Genomic DNA, 19,221 nt, shown 5'->3' with positions numbered 1-19,221 from the left:
CGCATCCGGCCGTTGAAGACACGAGACTGTCTCATATGTGTCAGTGACATGAGACAGTCTCGAATGGAATACCAAGAGTCATTTTCAATGACTCTTGGTATTGGCCCACCCTACAACGCATTCGCCGCCGATAAAATAGCCTTGACCGAGGCCGTCGCGCTATCGACGTCCATGCCGACGCCGAAGACCTTACGATCATCGGCGGTGCGGCATTCGACATAGGCCACGGCCCTGGCGTCCGTCCCGCGGCTTAGCGCGTGTTCGTGATAGTCGAGCACCTCGATCCCCAGCGCATAGGCGGCATTGAGCGCATCGACGGCGGCGGCCATCAGGCCATTGCCGCGCCCGGTGACCGGGGTTTCGATGCCGTCATGGATAATGCGCCCGGCAAACAGGCGATCGACGCCCGCCCGGCGCGCCCCGGAATCTATATATTCGACCAGTTCGTATTTCGGCGTGCCCTTGAGGTAATAGGCGTCCTCAAAGGCGTGCCAGATATCGGCGGCCTGCATCTCCTTGCCCGTGGCATCGGCGATTTCCTGCACCTTGCGCGAAAAATCGACCTGAAGACGGCGCGGCAGTTTCAGCCCCTTATCCTGCTCCAGAATCCAGGCGATGCCGCCCTTGCCTGACTGCGAGTTGACGCGGATGACGGCCTCATAGCTTTCGCCCAGATCGGCCGGGTCGATGGGCAGATAGGGCATTTCCCACACGCCGTCATTGCGCGTCTCATGCACCGCAAAGCCCTTCTTAATGGCGTCCTGATGCGAGCCGGAAAAGGCCGTAAAAACCAGTTCGCCGGCGTAAGGATGGCGCGGGTGCACGGGGATATTGTTACAGTGGATGACCGTATTGACCACCGAGCGGATGTCGGAGAAATCAAGCTCCGGGCTTACCCCTTGCGTATAGAGATTGAGCGCCAGCGTCACCAGATCGACATTGCCGGTTCGCTCGCCATTGCCGAACAGGCAGCCTTCGATGCGGTCGGCCCCGGCCAGAATCCCCAGCTCCGCCGCCGCAATGCCCGTGCCCCGGTCGTTGTGCGGATGCAGCGAGATGATGGCCGACGAGCGGCGCGTCAACTGACGGCAGAACCATTCGATCTGATCGGCATAGATGTTGGGCGACGACACTTCGACCGTGGCCGGCAGGTTGAGGATGACGGGCCTTTCGGGCGAGGCCTCCCACACATCCATCACCCGTTCGCACACCTCGACCGCAAAGTCGGGCTCGGTGGCCGAGAAGGTTTCCGGCGAATATTCAAACGACCAATCGGTGTCCGGCTGCTTCGCGGCGCAGTCCTTGATCAGTTGCGCCGCCTTGACGGCCAGAGCCAGCACGTCAGACTTTTCCAGCCCGAATACCACGCGGCGGAACAGGGGCGAGGTGGCGTTGTAGAAGTGGATACAGGCCTTTTTCGCGCCTTTCAGCGACTCAAAGGTGCGCAGGATCAGGTCTTCGCGCGCCTGCACCAGCACCTGAATGGTCACATCGTCGGGGACGTGATCTTCCTCGATCAGCTTGCGCACAAAGTCGAATTCGATCTGCGACGCCGACGGGAAGCCGACCTCGACCTCCTTGACGCCGATCTGCATCAAGGTCTTCCAGAAGCGCATCTTCTTTTCGACGTCCATCGGATCGGCCAGCGCCTGATTACCGTCGCGCAGATCGGTCGATAGCCAGCGCGGCGCCTTTTCGATGGTCTTCGACGGCCAGGTCCGGTCGGACATGTCGAAGGGGAAGACGAAGGGGCGATACTTGCTGGCGGGATTTTTGAGCATCATGGGAAAGGACTCTGAGGCGCAACGGGGAAGCGTCCCCCCTGATATCAGGGGGGAAACCGGCTTTAGCCGGAGGGGGGTTATACGCCGGTAGTTAACCCCACCGTCTTTCGATGCTTCGCATCAAAATCCACCTCCCCTGCAATCAGGGGAGGGGCTAATGCGCGCACTCTTAGGCGCTGAAAGATAGGGGGTCAATGACATTCCCTCCTCCCTGTTGTGCAGCAATGGGGAGGTGGCAGCGAATGAAATGAGCTGACGGAGGGGGCGAAGCTATGGTTTTCAGCGCGCACAAAGGGTCGGCGTCTTTGGCCCCCAATCCGGACCTACTCCCTCGGCAGGAAGCCCTCAATCGCCGTGACGGCTTCGGCCAAGGTACAGCGCTGCACCACCACCCCGTCGGGCAAGGACGCAAATAACCGCGTGGGGGCCGCCGAATCGAGCATCACAAACACGCCCCGGTCGTCGGCGCGGCGGATCAGCCGCCCGAAGGCCTGAGCCAGCTTGGCGCGCACCAGCGCGTCGTCATAGAGTTTGGCCCCGAAATGCGCCCGCCGCGCCTTGTGCAGGGCGTCCGGGCGCGGCCACGGGATGCGGTCAAAGGCGATCAGGCGCAGGGCCTGACCCGGCACATCGACGCCGTCGCGCACCGCATCGGTCCCCAACAGGCACGAATGGCGCTCAGAGCGAAACACGCTGATCAGGTCCGACACATCCAGCGGATCGACGTGCTGGGCATAGAGCGAAATCCCCGCCTCGCCCAGCGGCCGGAACAATTGCTCATAGACGGCCTTGAGGCGGCGAATGGCAGTAAACAGGCCAAGCCCCCCGCCCCCGGCCGCCAGAAACAGCGCCTTCATGGCCGTGGCCACGGCGCGCGGATCATCGCGCGGCACGTCGGTGACGACGAACAGTCGCGCCTGCGCCTCGTAATCAAACGGCGAGGCGATGCGCAACGACTTGGCCCCCATCGACAGGTGCGCCGCACCCGTGCGTTGCCGCGCCAGAGCAAACGGGTCTTCGTCGGGCTGTTCCGCCAAAGCCTTGTCCGACAAGGTGGCCGAGGCCATCAACACCCCGTGCGCCGGTTTCAGCACATAGTCAGCCAGCGGCACGGAGGGATCGACAAAGTGGCGGTGCAGCCCCACATCGACCAGCCGCCCGCCGTGCGTGATGGTGGCGAACCAATCGACATAGGGCGAAGGTTGCGTCGGGTCTTCGTCCTCGGCATAGGCCAGTTGCTGCAACAGGCTGCGCCACGCCGGCAGCGTCATGCGCGCCCGTCGCTCCAGCCCGCGCAGAGCCCCATCGAGCCGCGTGCGTTCGGCCAGATCAATCTCTTCCTCGCCCGTCAGAATGTCCTCAATGGCGCGCACCAGGGCCAGCAACGGCGCTTCGATGGCTTGCAGCGCCTTTGCCGCCGCCGAGGCCGCGTCGGACACTTCGGGCAGGCAGGGATGGGCCTCGCATTCGGTAGTGTCGGCTTCGGGGCGATAGCGGCTCTTGCTGGCGCTTTCCTGCCCCCGCACCTCGATCTGTTTCAGGGCGGCGGCCAGCAGGGCCTCGATGGGGCCTGAAGGAGCCATCATCTCCCCCGACTGGGTGCGCGTGGTCAGGCGCTGCGACCAGCCTTCGGACGGCAGCAGGTGCGCCGCGCGGATCAGGTCTTTCAGGGCGTTTTGCGCCACTTCGCGCGTCGCCAGAAGGTCGCCCAGCCTTTGTTCCAGCCCGCGTGAGCGCCGCCCGCGCCCCTCATTGCCGCGTATCCAGCGACGCAGCTCATAGGCCTCAAAGCCCGACAGTTCCGACGAAAAGGCCCCGTCAGCGGCTTCGAACACATGGTGGCCTTCGTCGAAAACCAGCCGCGACAGGCCGGGCGCTTCGGGCTCCACCGTCACCTCGCCCTGCTCAGCCTTGGCGGCCTCCCGCAAATCATAGGCCGCCTGCGCCATGACCAGCGCGTGATTAGCGATGATGATTTGCGCCGACTTGGCCTTGCGGATCGACTTTTCGACGAAACAGGTGCGGTAGTGGGCGCAGGCGCTATAGATACATTCGCCGCGCCGATCGACCAGATTGGCCGGATTGAGCGCCCCGAACATAGCCGCGGCCGAGCCTGCGGGCAGAAGCGACGGCAGCCAGGTGGGAAAGTCACCGCCGACAATATCGCCATCCCGGCTATAGACGATCCAGCGCGCCACCAGAGCGGCGACAATCGCCTCGCCCGGCCCTTGCGTCAGCGGGGCCAGCCGCTCCTGCCAGTTCAGCAGGCACAGATAGTTTTCGCGCCCCTTGCGGATGGCGACCTTGTTTTCGCGCTCGCCCTCGGTGTCGAACAGGGCGCGGGTGTCGTTATAGATCTGCTTTTGCAGGGCCTTGGTATAGGTCGAAACCCAGACGCGGCCCTGCGCTTTTTCGGCCCACAGGCGCGCCGGTGACAGGTAGCCGAGCGTCTTGCCCGTGCCCGTCCCGGCCTCCAGCAGCAGCATGTTCGGCTGCTCCGAGGCCCATTTGGGCGCAAACATCTCGCGCGTTTTCAGCGCAAAGGCCTGCTGTTCGGGGCGGCCCTCCTGAAGACCGGCGCGGTGCAGATTGTCCTTCAGGCCTTTCAGCACCTCGTCTTCGCCGAGGCTGACCTGACGCGCATCACCGGCGGGGGCCTGCTCCTCCCATTCTTCGAGCAGCGACCACACCTCCAGCGGCGGCGGCGCGACATAGCCCTCCGGCACCGGCTTCTGGCTCAGCGCCGCGTCCACAAACGGGGCCCACACCCAGCCCTGACGCTGCATGAATTCCAGCGACGAGCGCGCCATCAGCCGAAAGGCCAGAGGCGCGTCAGACAGTTCCCGCGCCAGAGCCAACGCCACCTGATAGACGACAGCGGCCTGCGCCTCGGCCCCTTCCGGCTCGCCATAGCCCATGGCCAGCGCCAGACCGGCCACGGACGGGGCGGCAAAACGCGCCGGGCGCACAAAGGCAAACAGCTCCAGAAGGTCAAAATGCCTGGCTTCACGGAAAGAGCGCTGTCCGAACAGGCGCTGCCGCATCAGGGGGGCATTGACGATCAGCAGGGGTTCGCGCCCCCAGGCTTCGCGCGCTTCCGGGGCACCGATGCGCCGCGACACGTGCCCGTCGCTGAACGCCCCGCTTGACGGCAAAAGCGCAAAGCCCTGCGCGGGTAAATGCGCGCGCAGGGACGCTTCCGTGTCGGCGGACGGCGTCTGATCGGCGATGTCGGGGAATTCGGGACTCACGCGGGCAATGTAGTCGTTATGGACGACTAACAAAAGCCCCCTCTACCAGCAATGGCGGCAGACATGCGGGCCGCGTCTTTAAACCGTTGGGATGTAGAAGCCCCAGACACCGTTCGATAGTTCACCCGCAGCAAAGCGAACAGGGCGATCAACCGGGCCAATTTCATAGATTTGATAGGTATGTCGCTGCTGCGTGTGCTGTGGATGAGGCAGTTCCAAAGAGGGGGCGTCAGTTTGGCGCCAATCCTCGTTCCAGACATCTAACCCTTGAATAAGCAAGCCATCTTTTTCCAAACCAACATGGATGGCCTGCCACCCTATACGGTCTTTTTTCTGCGCGGCCCGATGACTTTTCCAGTAGTGTTCAACCCCATTCAGGGCCAAACAGATCAACGCCAGTATGATGACCGACACACTGTAACGCAGCGGATCAAAAAGGCCGTTATTGATCTGGTAAAGCGCCAGAACACTGGCTCCGATCAGTGTCATGACGACTGAACGGACAAGAATTTTTACGGACGCCACAGCCCCCTCCCCCTCTAGCTTTCGTAAGATATAGAGCGCCGAACCAAGCGTGACAAGCATGAGTGGCACCCTTCACACCTTCGGCTTACTCTAAGGGAAACGGGAGCACTCAGCCCCTTCGGAACAATCGTGACGCCAGCGCGCCCATGCCCATGCTCATAAAGACGCAGGCCAGCCCATAAAGCCAGGCATGGCGGTGCGCGACCGTATAGACGAAGCGCTCAAACCCGACCTTTTCCACCGTCAGCTTTTTCTCGCTATAGCCGACCGGCTGACCGTCACGGAACAGCCAGACCTCGGCCGTATAGTCGCCAATCGGGGCTTCCGAGGGCAGGGTCACTTCGGCGCGAAACAGGTTCTTATCGACAAAGCGCACGCCCAGCGGGTTGTCATTATAAAGCCCGGCCTTCGATTTCAGCCGGATGACCGCGCGCCGCCAGTCGAGATAGTCGTCTTCGATGCCATTGACGACCACATCCTTGACGCCGTAGCGCGTCACCACCTTGTTTTCGCGCGAGGTGTCCATGGCGATATAGTCGAGCCCCAGCCCCAGAAGCCGCCGGTGCGAAAAATCGGTAATACGGTCCAGCGGTTGCGACGAGGCCGCCATATAGTAGCCGGGCGCGCCTTCGAAGACGACGGGACGCGAATTGAGCCAAACCGCCCCGGCCTTGACCTTGCGGATCAGGCGCATCGAAGCCTGTGGCCCGCGGATGATCACCACCACGTCGGACGGCTGGTCTTCGGGCTGAAACACGGCCCCATAAAGGATGACCTTGGCCCCCTGAAACGAGGAGGACACCTCGATACGGTTCTGGGTCAGGTCGGTGGACAGGAGGTCAGCCGACACGCCTGCCGCCGGTTGCGTCTCGATATAGGGCACCGGCGTGGCGGGGGCGGTGACTTCAGGCGGCAGGGAAGCGGCGACCATATCCCGCCCCTATCCGTTGGTGGGGGCCAGAATGAACGGGTCTTCCGGCGGCACGAACAGGGTAAAGCCCATCTGCAAACCGGCCATTAAAATAATGATGGCCAGTACCACCCGCATCTGTTCGGCGCGGAATCGCGTGGCGGCGCGGATACCCAGTTGCCCGCCGATCACCCCGCCGATCAGCAGGATAAAGGCCAGCACCGCATCGACCGTATGGTTGCGCACGGCCTGAAGGATCATGGTGACCAGAGTCGTAATGACGATCTGAAACAGGCTGGTGCCCACAACCGCCGAAGCCTTCATACGCAGCAGATAGATCATGGCCGGCACGATCAGAAAGCCGCCACCCACCCCCATCAGCGCCGCCAGAAGACCGACGACAAAGCCAATCGCAATCGGGGGAATCACCGAGATATACAGGCCCGACACCGGAAAGCGCATCTTGTACGGCAGGGCGTAGAGCCAGCCTGGGCGTTTGACCTTGGGGCGTTCGGCAGGCAGGCCGTCGCGCGCCCGCAACAAAGCCCGCAGGCTTTCATTGAGCATCATGCCGCCGATGGTGCCCAGCAGCAGCAGGTAGAGGATGGCCACCATCAGGTCGGCCTGCCCCAGCAGGCGCAGCAGGCGGAAGACTTCGACGCCCGCAACCGCCCCGGCGATACCGCCCACCGCCATAACGCCGCCCATGCGGTAATCGACGCTGGCTTCACGGCCATAGCTCACGACGGAAGAGGTCGAGGTGGCCAGCACGTGACCGGCCTGAGACGCCACGGCAATCGACGGCGGTATGCCCAGCGCCACCAGCACCGGGGCCATCAGAAAGCCGCCCCCGACACCAAACAGACCCGACAGAAACCCCACAACCACACCCAGCCCGGCCATCAGCCAGACATTCACCGACATCTCGGCGATGGGCAGGTAGATTTCCACGTCAGGGCCTTTCGGGTAACCAGATTTCCGGCCATGCCAAGTCTGTCACAGACGGCCGGGGTTGGCGATACCTTATCCGCCCCTGAGGGTTAACGCGCCGCTAAGCTTGTGTCGTCTGTTTTGCTTTTCAGCGGCGTGAAGGCGCGCGCGGCGGTCTGCGCCGTGGCCACCTGTTCCGGCTTCAGACGCGCGCGCAGCTCCTTGAGCATGGACTCGGCCTCGCGGTCGCCATTATTGGCCGCAATCGACAGCCACTTATAGGCTTCCGGGGCGTTTTCCGGGATGGCGGTGCCCTGCATATACATGACGCCGATACCGAACTGGCCATCGCGCACGCCGTATTCGGCTGACTTGCGGATCCAGCTCGCTGCCGCATTGTAATCGAGCGGGCCGCCTTCGCCATTATAGTTCATCAGACCAAACTTATACATGGCCAGCGGATAGTCCGCCCTGGCCGCGCGTTCGGCCCACTGGCGCGCCTGCGCCTTATCGGCCACGACCAGCCCGTCGCGCCCACCGTCATAGAGGGTGCTCATCTCGTACTGCGCCACCGGATAGCCGAGATCGGCGACGGTACGCATGGCCTCAACCGCCTTGGGGTCGTTGGCATCCAGCGCCAGAGACGCAGCCTCGTACATGGCCTTGAGACGCTTCATGTCCTGCGCCGTCTGTACCTTCGGCTGGGTCGTGGTGATCGCCGCGGCGGCCAGGGTGGGCTTTTGCGCCGCCGGTTCGTCCTTGTCACGGAAGGCGTAGTAACCGCCGACCGCCCCCGCTGTCACCACGATGGCGATGGACGAGGCCTTAAAGGCGTTCAGAAGGGTCTTGCCCTTGGCCTTTTCGGGCTTCGGCTGGGCTTCGCGTGTGCGCGAGGTGCCGAGTTTCAGCCCCAGAGGCTTCTTGGTGTCGGCCCCTTCGATCGAGGCGCGCACCGCCGCACGCGCCGCCGCCAGAGCGTCACGCGTGGACAGGGGGGCCGCGTCTTCGTAAGGCGCACCCGACAGGGCCGCCGGAGCCACCTTGCGCGACGCATCGACGTCGGCAAAGGGGTCGAGGTCGAAATCATCGGTAAAGGCGTCAGCCGCGGTACGCGCCGCGCGCGGCTTCAGCGGGGCCTGCATGTCACGGCCATCGTCTTCGCTCAACGCCCCCTGCGCCCGCGTTTCGGCGATCAGGGCCTCGGCAAACGGATCAGAGGCCGGGCTTTTGGCCGGCTCGACGATATCGGTAAAGGGATCGTCCTCAAACGGATCAGCGCCAAACTGCGTCACCGATTCCAGCAGACGCCCGGTCAGGTCATCGTCCGACGACGCGCGCCTGACCTCTGTCTGGATCACCGGTTCCGGGGCGGCCTCAGCGACCGGCGCGGGCGCTTCGTCTTCGAAGCCATGCTCAAAGGCCGAAAACGGCTTTTGCTGCAGTTCGGTCGGGGCATAGAGCGGCGCCTGCGGGGCGTCGCGTTCGGCTTCGCGCAGCAGGGACTGGGTCTGGGCCTGCCCCAGACGCGCGTCGATCTTGTTGCGCGCCTCGTCGAGCAGCTTTTGCGTGCGCTCCTCGCTCTGGCGAATGCGCTCGGCAATGTCGGAATGGACGCGCTGATGACGGGTATCGAGTTCTTCGCCAACGCCTTCCAGCACCTGAGTGGTGCGCTTTTCGGTCTCGACGATCTTGCGCGTCAGGCTCTCGGAAATGCGGGCGATTTCCCCGCTCAGGCGCTCAAGCGCGCTGGCGTGGGTCGCATCCGCCGCGGCAAAGCGCGACTCGACCTGATCGTTCAGGCGCTTCATATCCGCGGCCATGTGGGCGACCGCCTCATTACCCGATCTCTGCACGGCCGCCACCTTACGGTTGAGGTTATCGGCAATTTTCAGGACGTCCTGCCCCAGGGTCTCAATGGCGCGGGCCTGACGCGACTCAGCCGCCGCCAGACGCGATTCGACCACCGCCAGCGTCTCCTCGGCGGAGCGCTGCTGGTTGTCTTCCAGAAGACGCATGATCTCAAAGCGCGACTCTTCGACACGACGGGTCAGATCGGCCGACAGACGGCTCAGCGACTGCACCGATTCCGGGTCGGTCACATCGCCCTGCGCCTCGGCGCGGTTCAGGCGCGCATCCAGCGCCGTAAAGGCCTGCTCCAGACCCCGCATGGCGGTGGCGGTGCGCGCTTCGGCGGCCTCAAGACGTTGCGACAATTGCGCGGCCACGCGGTCCACCAACGCCTGCGCCGCCGCGTCAGGGTCGCGCAGTTCAAGCTGGCTCAGGCGGTGCGACAGGCCGACCAGATCGCCGCGCACATCCTTAAGCACATCGCGTGAGCGGACGTCGTTTTCATAAAGCTGATTGGCCAGACGCCCGACGGCAGCCTCGACCGTTTCAAACGCCGCCTGCGCCGGATTGGCCTTCAGCTCGGCCTCCAGACGCGCCACACGCTCACGCTCCTCGCGCAGATGGCCAGACAGACCCTCCAGACGCTCGGCCTGCGCATCGACCAGACGTTCCGCCGTTTCCAGACGCTCAGACAGGGCCTGACGGTCGGCATCGCCACGCGCCAGCCACTCACGCGAATCGGCCACGCTGTCGAGCACTTCACGCGCCGTATCGCTCATGCGCGCTTCGGTTTCGGCCACCGTCTCGGCCAGCGTGCTTTCGGAGCGCTCCAGACGGTTGAGCAGGGCCTCCACGGCCTGAGACACACCGCGCACGGCCGAAGCCGAGCGCAGCTCGGAATTTTCGAGACGCGACCCCAGGGTTTCCAGCACGCGCGTCACCTTGCCGATGTCGCCCCCCGACGCCTGACCCGACGGCGCTTCGTCGTAATAGGCAGGGGCCACGGGGGCGCGGCGCTGACGCTCAGCGGCCATGGAATAGGGGGCCGGACGACGCGCGGGCGCGGGCTGAGGCGCCACATCGCGCGGCGCGTACATATCGTCTTCGTAATCGTCTTCGACGTAGACAGGCTCAGGGGCACGACGGGTGCGCGGGGCCGGGTTACGGGCCGCGCGCTGACGCTCACGGCGGATCGCCGCATCGACGTCTTCGCCCTTGAGTATCATCTGATTGAGCCATTCGCCCAACGTCATGCCAGAGCGGTGCGCCAATTCCTTGGCCACTTCTCTCGCCTTGGCGTCGATGCCTTTTACGCTCCAAGGCGTGCCGCTCATCCGAATCCCCTATCAACCTTTGCGGTAAAGGCTAATACGCATCATCTGGGGTGTAAACCTTTTGTTAACCCCAATATCTGGGAGAACACTATTCTTCTGTGGAAGATGCGCCGAAACGAATCGCTTTTCTGGCGAAGCCAGTCTCTGCATACCGCTTATCCACAAAAAAACGCAACACCTCTTGCGCGTCTGCGCCTCACGAGGCCCATATGCGGGGCATGGACCTGAACTTGCCCCTGACCCTTATCCTGCTGGCTGTGTTCGCCGGACTGACCGTCCTTTCCGGCTGGCTGGGGGCGCGTCCGCCCGACCTGCGCAAGGAAAATCCCCGGCTGATCCCGTGGCGCTTCGTGATGCTGCTGGCGGCGACGGTCAGCATCTTCCTGATCATCCATGCCCTGACCGTGCTGGGCCTGAAGACCGATCCACCGGCACGGTATTGACGCAAAAAGCCCCGGCTCTGTCGAACCGGGGCTTTGAAGATTTCAGTCGCGTTTCTGGTTATAGAGATCTTTTGTTTGTCCCTGCAAAACACCGGCCGGACGCGGCGAGACTGTCTGGCTTTTGAGACCCGCCGCGCAGCGTACTTGAGTACGTGAGCAGCGGAAGCTCAAAAGACGGATAGTCGCAGCCCGTTCCGGACGAGGGTTTTACTGGACAAACCCGCCGACGCCACCATCAAAGACCATCGTCGAGCTGTACGAAGCCGACGACTGCTTCACGACTTCGCGCTGGGCCATATAGTTTTCGGTGGTGGTCAGGGTCAGCACCTTGATACCGGCGCCGAACTTGCGCAGCAGCGAGCGTTCGTTACAGTCGCGCGCCGCCAGTTGCACCTTGCAGCGGACCTGACCGCCTTCGTGCCACAGGGCCTCGCTCTTGCGGCAATCGTAAGACTTGCCTTCGCCGCCGTCCTTGTCGCGCAGGGTGTAGCGCATCTTGGTCCCGGCGATACAGCGATAGACTTCGCCGGCATAGCTGCCCGCCACGTCCTTACCGCCAAAGACCTGAGAGGCCGGATGCGGCACGCCCTTATCGTCGATGCAGGCGGCTTCGATAATCATCAGGCGGGTCGAGCTGCGCGACGCCTGATAGGATTCCATGGCGCGCATTTCGCCGCCTTCGACGTTGAGGCCCATGGTCGAGGGGATACCCTGCGCCTGCGACCAGTTGCCGTAGCCGCCGCCGTAATAGACCGCACCCGAACTGGAACCGTTGAAGGCGCCGGGACCATAGGCGCGCGCGCTGGCATTGGCGTTGACGTTCACATTGACGTTGACATCGACATTGCCGCCACCGCCGCCACCGCAGCGGCCACCGCCGCACGGCATGTTGGGCTTACCCGGATGGGTCGGCGGGCTGGGCGGGGCCGGCGGCGTGCAGCCGCTGTTGCAGCCCGCGCCGGCCAGAGCCGCGCTGGCCGTCATCATCATGCCGAACCCGACCACGGCGGCAAGGGTTTTCGCAAAGCTAACGCGCATATCACGCTCCTGAGTGTCTGGGGCAGGCCGCCGTAATACAGGCCCGGCTGCCGCTGAATGATCTGTGGTCCGCAACGGTCCTAAAATGCGCCAGTCTGGCACAAACGAGACCCGTTCTGCCGTCGTCTGAGCAAGATCCGTACCGGACCGCTGAGACGGTGGACAAAAAGGCTTTCTGTCGTCGTAGCACAGGTGTCTTGCGGTAGTATTAAGCGCCTGACGCGAAAAGAGAACCGCTTTCCCCCTGCGGGTGCGCCGGGCCGGTTTTTTTTCGGCTCTGCATCGGCATGGGGCCAGACAGGCCGGATTCTTGCTGTGTACGCCTCAGAGGAGGCCGCCATGGCTCACAATGACACAGGGACATTTCTCAGCTACTGGCAGGCGCTGCGTCGCAAGGCCGGTCAGACCCCGCTGCGTTCGGACCTTGACCCCATTCATCTGAATGCCCTTCTGCCGTCCGCCTTTATACTGACGGCGCGCGACGGCTTTCGCTTCCGCCTGATCGGGGAACGCGTCGAACGCCTGCACGGCACGCACCTCAAGGGGCGCGCCCTTACCGAACTGTTTGGCGAAGGGCACGCGGCGCTGGTGGTGGCTAGCCTGACCCTGGCACGGCAGCGCGAAGAGGCGGTGTGTCTCAAGGTCCATGTGCCGCTTGAGACCATGGACGTTACCGGCGAACTGATGCTGGTGCCGCTGCGCAATGACAAGGGCCTTGTCGATCGCTTTGCCGGGGTCTATGCCCTGCATAGCGGCTGGCCGCGCCACTTTGCCAGCGTCCACCCGCTCGATATCGAGGCCCCGCTGGCCGGCAAGCTGAGCCTGCTTGCGGCCCAGATCGAAAACACACAGCCCGCGGCCCCCAATGGCCAGACGCGCCTGATCGTGCTGAACGACCACCTCCGCGTGGCGTAAACGGGATTTGTTGTTGAAATTTTTGTCACGGCGGGTGAGCCTCTCTGTCTGAGAAGGAGCGCCCATGACCGAGGACGAATACGAAGCCGAACTGGCCCGTTTGCAGGTGGCTCTGGTCGATGCCCAGATCTGGGCCGTGGCCGAGGGCAAGAAGATCTGCCTTGTTTTTGAGGGCCGCGACAGCGCGGGCAAGGACGGGGCCATCAAACGCATTACCGAGCACCTGTCGGTGCGTCAGACGCGCGTCATCGCCCTGCCCAAACCGTCTGATCGTGAAAAAAGCCAATGGTGGTTTCAGCGCTATGCCGAGCACCTGCCCGCCGCCGGGGAATGGGTGATATTTAACCGCTCGTGGTACAACCGCGCCGGGGTCGAAAAGGTGATGAGCTTTTCCACGCCGCAGGAGCAGGAGATTTTCCTGCGCGATGTGACGCCGTTTGAGACCATGCTGGACGATGCCGGGATCATCCTGATCAAGCTGTGGCTGGATATTTCCAAAAAAGAGCAGAAAGAGCGGCTGGATGACCGGCGGTCGGACCCGCTCAAGCGCCTGAAGGTATCGCCGCTCGATGCGGTGGCGCAGGAGAAATGGGACGCTTATTCGGCCGCGCGCGATGAGATGCTGCGCCGCTCACACCATGCGGGCGGCCCGTGGACCTGCGTCAAGACCGACAAGAAAAAAGACGCACGGCTCAACATTATCCGCCACGTCCTGCACAATCTGGGCTGTCCCGCCTATTCTCACGACGTCCCCGCTCCCGATGCCAACATCGTCTTCTGCTACGACCGAGTGATCGCGGGCGAACGGGAACTGTTCAGTTAGGGTCGAAGCTCAACAGGCGGATGCGGTCGGCATCTTCGTCCGTTGGTATAAAACCATGTGACTGCCCGAAATCATAATGATCGGGACAGCCCCCGTCTTTCGGCCAGTCCCTGACGCACAGACTAGGTATGGGGAATTGGCATCGTGCGCGGATGGCTTTATGAAGCCTGCACACCCTTCTTGAAGCGAGCCCTCATGTCCCCCAAACGCCTCGTCCTGATCGACGGTTCCGGCTATATCTTCCGCGCCTATCACGGCCTGCCGCCCCTGACGCGCAAGTCCGATGGCCTGCCGGTCGGGGCCGTGTCGGGCTTTTGCAACATGTTGTATAAGCTCATCAAAGAGAACCGCGGTGACGATGCGCCGTCGCATCTGGCGGTAATCTTCGACGCCGGGGCGCACACCTTCCGCAACGACCTCTATGATCAGTATAAGGCGCACCGCCCGCCGCCCCCCGAAGACCTGATCCCGCAATTCCCCCTGATCCGTCAGGCGACGAAGGCCTTTGGCATCCACAATGTCGAGCTTCCGGGCTTTGAAGCAGATGACCTGATCTGCACCTATGCGCATCTGGCCGTGCAGCAGGGCTTCGAAGTCACCATCATCTCGTCCGACAAGGACCTGATGCAACTGGTCAACGATCACGTCTCCATGCTCGATCCGGTCAAGGGCACGCACGTCGGGCGCGAGCAGGTCATCGAAAAGTTCGGTGTGCCGCCGGAACTGGTCGTCGATGCGCAGGCCTTGATCGGCGATTCGACCGATAACGTCCCCGGTGCGCCCGGCATCGGCATCAAGACCGCCGCTCAGCTTATCCTCGAATACGGTTCGCTTGATGCCTTGCTTGAGCGCGCGCACGAGATCAAACAGCCCAAGCGTCGCGAGGCCCTGACCGACTTCCGCGATCAGATCCTGATGTCGCGTGAGCTGGTGCGTCTGCGCTGCGACGTGCCGCCGCCGTGCCCGATCGAGGAATTTGCGCTGAAAGACCCGAACGCCGCCGAACTGGGGGCGTTTCTGGCCGAGATGGAGTTCACCTCTCTGGCGCGCCGCGTCGGTGGGTCGCTGGCGACGCTCGAAACCGCGCAGGCCACCCCGCGCGACCTCACGGCGCCTGTGTCCAAGCCCCTGTTCGGCACCACGGCTCAGGTGAGCGCGCCGCGCCCGGCCACCCCCGAAGCGCTGCTGACACCGGTCGATTATAGCGCCTATCAGTGTGTTCAGGACATGGAGGCGCTGAAGGCCTATCTGGCGCAATGCCGGGCAGCGGGGGTGTTTGCCGTCGATACCGAAACCGACTCTCTGTCGGCCACGGCGTCGGGTCTGGTCGGCGTGTCTCTGAGCTGCGCGCCGGGATCGGGGGTCTATATCCCGCTGGCGCATCAGTCGGACGACGGCGGTCTGGCCCTGTCCGGGGATGAGTTGAAACAGATCGCTCTGGTCGAGGCTCTGGCCGAACTGAAGCCGCTGCTCGAAGACCCGACGGTGCTCAAGGTGGGGCAGAACATCAAATACGACCTGTCGGTCTTTGCGCGCTATGGCATCCGCGTCGCGCCCTATGATGACACCCTGCTGATCTCCTACGTCCTTGAAGGCGGTCTGCACGGGCACGGCATGGATGAGCTGTCGGAGCTGCATCTGGGCCACACGCCCATCCCGTTCAAGCAGGTGGCCGGCACGGGCAAGAGCGCCAAATCGTTCAAATTCGTCGATCTGAAACCCGCCACCGAATACGCCGCCGAAGACGCCGACATCACGCTGCGTTTGTGGCATGTGCTCAAGCCGCAACTGGCGCAAAAGCGGCTTCTGACCGTCTATGAGACGCTGGAACGCGCCATGCCGACGGTTCTGTCGGACATGGAACTGGCCGGCGTGCGCATCGACCCGCAGGTGCTGCGCCTTCTGTCGCAGGACTTTGGCGTGCGCATGGGCGAGATCGAGGCCGAGGCGCACAGCGTGGCCGGCCATCCGTTCAACCTCAATTCGCCGCAACAACTGGGGGCCATCTTCTTCGATGAAATGGCCCTGCCCGGCGGCAAGAAGACCGCGACGGGGCAGTGGGCGACTGACGTCAAGGTGCTGGAAGAGATCGCCGAAAAGGGCACGCACGATCAGGGCCAGCGTCTGGCCCGTCTGCTGCTCGATTACCGGCAGATGGCCAAGCTGAAAGGCACCTATACGGACGCTCTGGTCGAATATGCCGACGCGCAGACCCACCGCATCCATACCTCCTACCAACTGGCGTCAACCACCACGGGTCGCCTGTCGTCCAACGAACCCAACCTGCAAAACATCCCCATCCGCACGCTGGAAGGGCGCAAGATCCGTACCGCCTTCGTGGCGCGTCCGGGGCACAAGCTGATCTCGGCTGACTACTCCCAGATTGAACTGCGCCTGCTGGCCCATATCGGTGACATCGGACAGCTCAAAAAAGCGTTTCAGGACGGCATTGACATCCACGCCCTGACGGCGTCGGAAATGTTTGGCGTCCCGGTCGAAGGTATGCCGTCCGAGGTACGCCGTCGCGCCAAGGCCATCAATTTCGGCATCATCTACGGCATTTCGGCCTTTGGTCTCGGCAATCAGCTCGGCATCGACAATCAGGAGGCCGGTCGTTACATCAAGACCTATTTCGAGCGCTTCCCCGGCATCAAGGCCTATATGGACGCGGCGAAAGAACAGGTGAAGGCGACGGGCTATGTCGAAACCATCTTCGGCCGGCGCATCCACATCCCCGACATCCACGCCAAGTCGGCGGGCCAGCGCGCCTTTGCCGAACGCGCGGCGATCAATGCGCCTATTCAGGGCACCGCCGCCGACATCATCCGCCGCGCCATGATCCGTATGCCGGGCGCGCTCGAAGCGGCGGGCCTGACCACCACCATGCTGCTTCAGGTGCACGACGAACTGATCTTCGAAGCCCCCGAAGCCGAGGTCGAGGCCGCCAAAGCGGTGATCGTCAAGGTGATGAAACACGCAGCCCTCCCCGCGCTTGACATCTCCGTGCCGCTGGAGGTCGAAGCCAAGGCAGCGGACAACTGGGACGAGGCGCATTGATGACCACTGTAAAACGCCTCGACCACTTCAATATCCAAACCCACGACATGGCGCGCACCATCGCCTTCTATGCCGATCTGCTGAACCTAGAGGCGCGCACGGCGCCAGAGCGCGACCCGGCGGACCGCATGTGGCTTTACGACTCCGGCGACCGTGCCGTGATCCATCTCAACCGTTTTGGCACCGACAACACCATCCCGCGCGAGGTGGTGCCCGGTAACCCGACCGGGGCGATCCACCATATCGCCTTTGAATGCGACGGCTACGAAGAGACCGTAGATAAACTTAAGGTTATGGGTCTTTACTACGCTACCAATGATATTGCGCGCATTTCTTTGCGACAGATATTTGTCGCAGACCCTAACAATGTGCTGCTGGAACTCAATTTCCGCGGGTGATATTTCATTATTTACCAAACGCCATAAGGGGTTTCGTTTTTAAACCCTCATTTATACTATAGTTAACCTTCCATTCAGCATTAATACGGAAAATCGGGAAGCGTATACTCTGTATCCTCCCCGTATTTCCGTGTGCTAAATGTTCAAAAATCTCACTATTCGCGCGCGTATCGTCGCGGCCTTCGCCCTGATCCTCTTCGCTACGGTCGGATTGGGGGTGTTCAGCATCAGTCAGTTGAATGCCGTCAACCGCTCGGTCGATGATCTGGGCTCCAACTGGTTGCCGACGGCCAATACACTGGGGGACGCCTCGCAGACCTTTGAACTGATGCGCCTGCGCCAGTCGCAACTGCTGATCGTCGCTGAGGCCGAGCGTCCGGAGATCATCGAAAATATCGCCAAGGCGTCCAAGGACCTCGAAGCGACGCTCGAAAGCTACAAGACGATGATCGCCAACAGCGAGGAGCAGGCGCTGGCCGACAAGATCTACGGCACGATGGAGGGCTACCGCACCAACAGCCAGCGCTATCTCGATCTGGTGGCTGCGGGCGATATGGCGGGCGCACAAACCTTCTTTATGAACGATATGCAGGCTCAGGCTCGCACCCTGCGCGAGGCTATCCGTGCCGACCGCGCCTATCAGGTCGAGGAAGGCAACAAGGCCGCGGCTCAGGGCATCGCCACGGGCAAATCGGCCGCCACCCTGATCCTGATCGCTCTGGCGGGGACGGCGGTGTTTGCCGCCCTGATCGGCTTCCTGATGATCCGCAGCGTCTCTGTGCCGATTGCGCGCATGTCGGACGTGATGAAGGCCCTGTCCGGCGGTCAGGCGGATGTGAAGGTGCCCAATCTGGGCGAACGTAACGAAATCGGTCAGATGGCGGCGTCTGTCGAAGTCTTCCGCGACGGACTGATCCGCAACCGCGCCCTTGAAGCCGAAGCGGCAAAGGCCCGCGAAGATTCCGAATATCAGCGCAAGCAGGCGATGCGTGATCTGGCCGCCGATTTCGAAGGCGCTATTGGTGGCGTGGTCGAAATGGTGTCTTCCGCCGCGACGGAGATGCAGGCGACGGCGGCGCAACTGACGGCTTCGGCGCAGGAATCCTCGGCGCAGGCACAGTCGGTGTCGGCAGCCGCCGAAGAGGCCGGCACCAATGTGACCTCGGTGGCCGGTTCGGCTGAGGAACTGGGGGCCTCTGTCTCAGAAATCAGCCGTCAGGTGCAGCATTCGCTGGTCAAGGCGCGCGAAGCCGTTACCGAGGCCGAAGCCACCTCGGCCATCGTCAACGAACTGTCAGAAGCGGCAGGCCGCATTACCGGGATCGTGGACATGATTTCGGGTATAGCGTCGCAAACCAATCTGCTGGCGCTGAATGCCACCATCGAATCGGCGCGCGCCGGTGAGGCGGGCAAGGGCTTTGCCGTCGTCGCCGCCGAAGTGAAGACGCTGGCCACCCAGACGGCCCGCGCCACCACCGAGATCAATCAGCAGATCGCCGGCATTCAGGCGACCACCGAACAGGCGGTGCGCGCCATCGAAAACATCTCGCAAACCATCCGCATCATCAACGAATCCTCCGCCACCATCGCCGCCGCGGTGGAGCAGCAGGGCGCGGCGACGAGCGAGATCGTACAGGCGGTTAATCAGGCCTCTATGGGCACGACCGAGGTGACGCAAAGCATCACCGGCGTCGCCCGTCTAGCCGAAGAAACCGGCATGGGCGCGTCTCAGGTGCTGAACGCCTCCTCCGAACTGGCGCAACAGGCGGAGACACTGCGGGCGCAGGTCAATGGCTTCCTGGCGCAGGTGCGCGCGGCGTAAGGCGACTCTGGGGGCAGGCTCCATCGGGAACCAGAGCGAAATGACTTTAGATGGAAACGCCATTTCGCTCTAAATTTTTGTTTTGTCGCGATGTTTTTGCGGAAAACCGCTCACACTTTTGGCTTCGCCGAACTCCGTTTCCG

Annotated in this window: 13 protein-coding genes; 6 read left to right on the top strand and 7 right to left on the bottom strand. The window is 62.8% G+C overall.

Features of this window, described 5'->3' with window-relative positions; genetic code table 11:
* Positions 1–110: 110 nt before the first annotated feature.
* From leuA to LDL37_RS15640, 6 genes are all read right to left on the bottom strand, one after another.
* Positions 111–1,784, bottom strand: a complete 1,674-nt coding sequence (leuA, locus tag LDL37_RS15665) for a 2-isopropylmalate synthase (RefSeq protein ID WP_290799747.1) — start codon at positions 1,782–1,784, stop codon at positions 111–113.
* Between the two features lie 323 nt (positions 1,785–2,107).
* Complete coding sequence (locus LDL37_RS15660) at positions 2,108–5,068, bottom strand: ATP-dependent DNA helicase (protein ID WP_290799746.1); 2,961 nt, start codon at positions 5,066–5,068, stop codon at positions 2,108–2,110.
* Between the two features lie 45 nt (positions 5,069–5,113).
* The gene (locus LDL37_RS15655) at positions 5,114–5,620 is read right to left on the bottom strand and encodes a hypothetical protein (RefSeq protein ID WP_290799745.1); all 507 of its coding nucleotides are present in this window, start codon (positions 5,618–5,620) and stop codon (positions 5,114–5,116) included.
* A gap of 49 nt (positions 5,621–5,669) precedes the next feature.
* A complete protein-coding gene (locus LDL37_RS15650; protein ID WP_290799744.1) occupies positions 5,670–6,491 on the bottom strand; it encodes a TIGR02186 family protein in 822 nt (273 codons plus the stop codon).
* Positions 6,492–6,500: 9 nt separating this feature from the next.
* The gene (locus LDL37_RS15645; protein WP_290799743.1) at positions 6,501–7,421 is read right to left on the bottom strand and encodes a sulfite exporter TauE/SafE family protein; all 921 of its coding nucleotides are present in this window, start codon (positions 7,419–7,421) and stop codon (positions 6,501–6,503) included.
* 89 nt (positions 7,422–7,510) lie between these two features.
* The gene (locus LDL37_RS15640; RefSeq protein ID WP_290799742.1) at positions 7,511–10,582 is read right to left on the bottom strand and encodes a hypothetical protein; all 3,072 of its coding nucleotides are present in this window, start codon (positions 10,580–10,582) and stop codon (positions 7,511–7,513) included.
* 230 nt (positions 10,583–10,812) lie between these two features.
* Here LDL37_RS15640 and LDL37_RS15635 point away from each other — a divergent pair, with 230 nt between their 5' ends.
* Positions 10,813–11,025, top strand: a complete 213-nt coding sequence (locus LDL37_RS15635; RefSeq protein WP_366509247.1) for a hypothetical protein — start codon at positions 10,813–10,815, stop codon at positions 11,023–11,025.
* Between the two features lie 207 nt (positions 11,026–11,232).
* Here the strand turns inward: LDL37_RS15635 and LDL37_RS15630 are convergent, their stop codons facing one another.
* Positions 11,233–12,063, bottom strand: coding sequence for a hypothetical protein (locus tag LDL37_RS15630; RefSeq protein ID WP_290799740.1), 831 nt, complete (start codon positions 12,061–12,063; stop codon positions 11,233–11,235).
* Between the two features lie 339 nt (positions 12,064–12,402).
* On the opposite strand from LDL37_RS15630, the gene LDL37_RS15625 reads away from it, so the two are divergent.
* The 5 genes from LDL37_RS15625 to LDL37_RS15605 all read left to right on the top strand — a co-directional run bounded on the left by LDL37_RS15625 (position 12,403) and on the right by LDL37_RS15605 (position 19,078).
* Positions 12,403–12,978 carry a PAS domain-containing protein gene (locus tag LDL37_RS15625; protein WP_290799739.1) on the top strand — a complete coding sequence of 192 codons (576 nt, stop codon included), beginning with the start codon at positions 12,403–12,405 and terminating at the stop codon, positions 12,976–12,978.
* Between the two features lie 64 nt (positions 12,979–13,042).
* Positions 13,043–13,801, top strand: coding sequence for a polyphosphate kinase 2 (gene ppk2 / locus LDL37_RS15620; protein WP_290799738.1), 759 nt, complete (start codon positions 13,043–13,045; stop codon positions 13,799–13,801).
* A gap of 195 nt (positions 13,802–13,996) precedes the next feature.
* A complete protein-coding gene (gene polA, locus LDL37_RS15615) occupies positions 13,997–16,858 on the top strand; it encodes a DNA polymerase I (RefSeq protein ID WP_290799737.1) in 2,862 nt (953 codons plus the stop codon).
* Positions 16,858–17,256: a VOC family protein gene (locus tag LDL37_RS15610; protein ID WP_290799736.1), complete on the top strand. Its 399-nt coding sequence runs from the start codon at positions 16,858–16,860 to the stop codon at positions 17,254–17,256. Before polA ends, LDL37_RS15610 begins: the two co-directional genes overlap by 1 nt.
* 139 nt (positions 17,257–17,395) lie before the next feature.
* Complete coding sequence (locus LDL37_RS15605; protein WP_290799735.1) at positions 17,396–19,078, top strand: methyl-accepting chemotaxis protein; 1,683 nt, start codon at positions 17,396–17,398, stop codon at positions 19,076–19,078.
* The last annotated feature ends 143 nt before the right edge of the window (positions 19,079–19,221 follow it).

The sequence above is a fragment of the Asticcacaulis sp. genome (assembly GCF_020217185.1).
Classification (GTDB): Bacteria; Pseudomonadota; Alphaproteobacteria; order Caulobacterales; family Caulobacteraceae; genus Asticcacaulis.
Note: the sequence above shows the minus strand (reverse complement) of the source record. Positions and strands in the feature narration are given on the sequence as shown.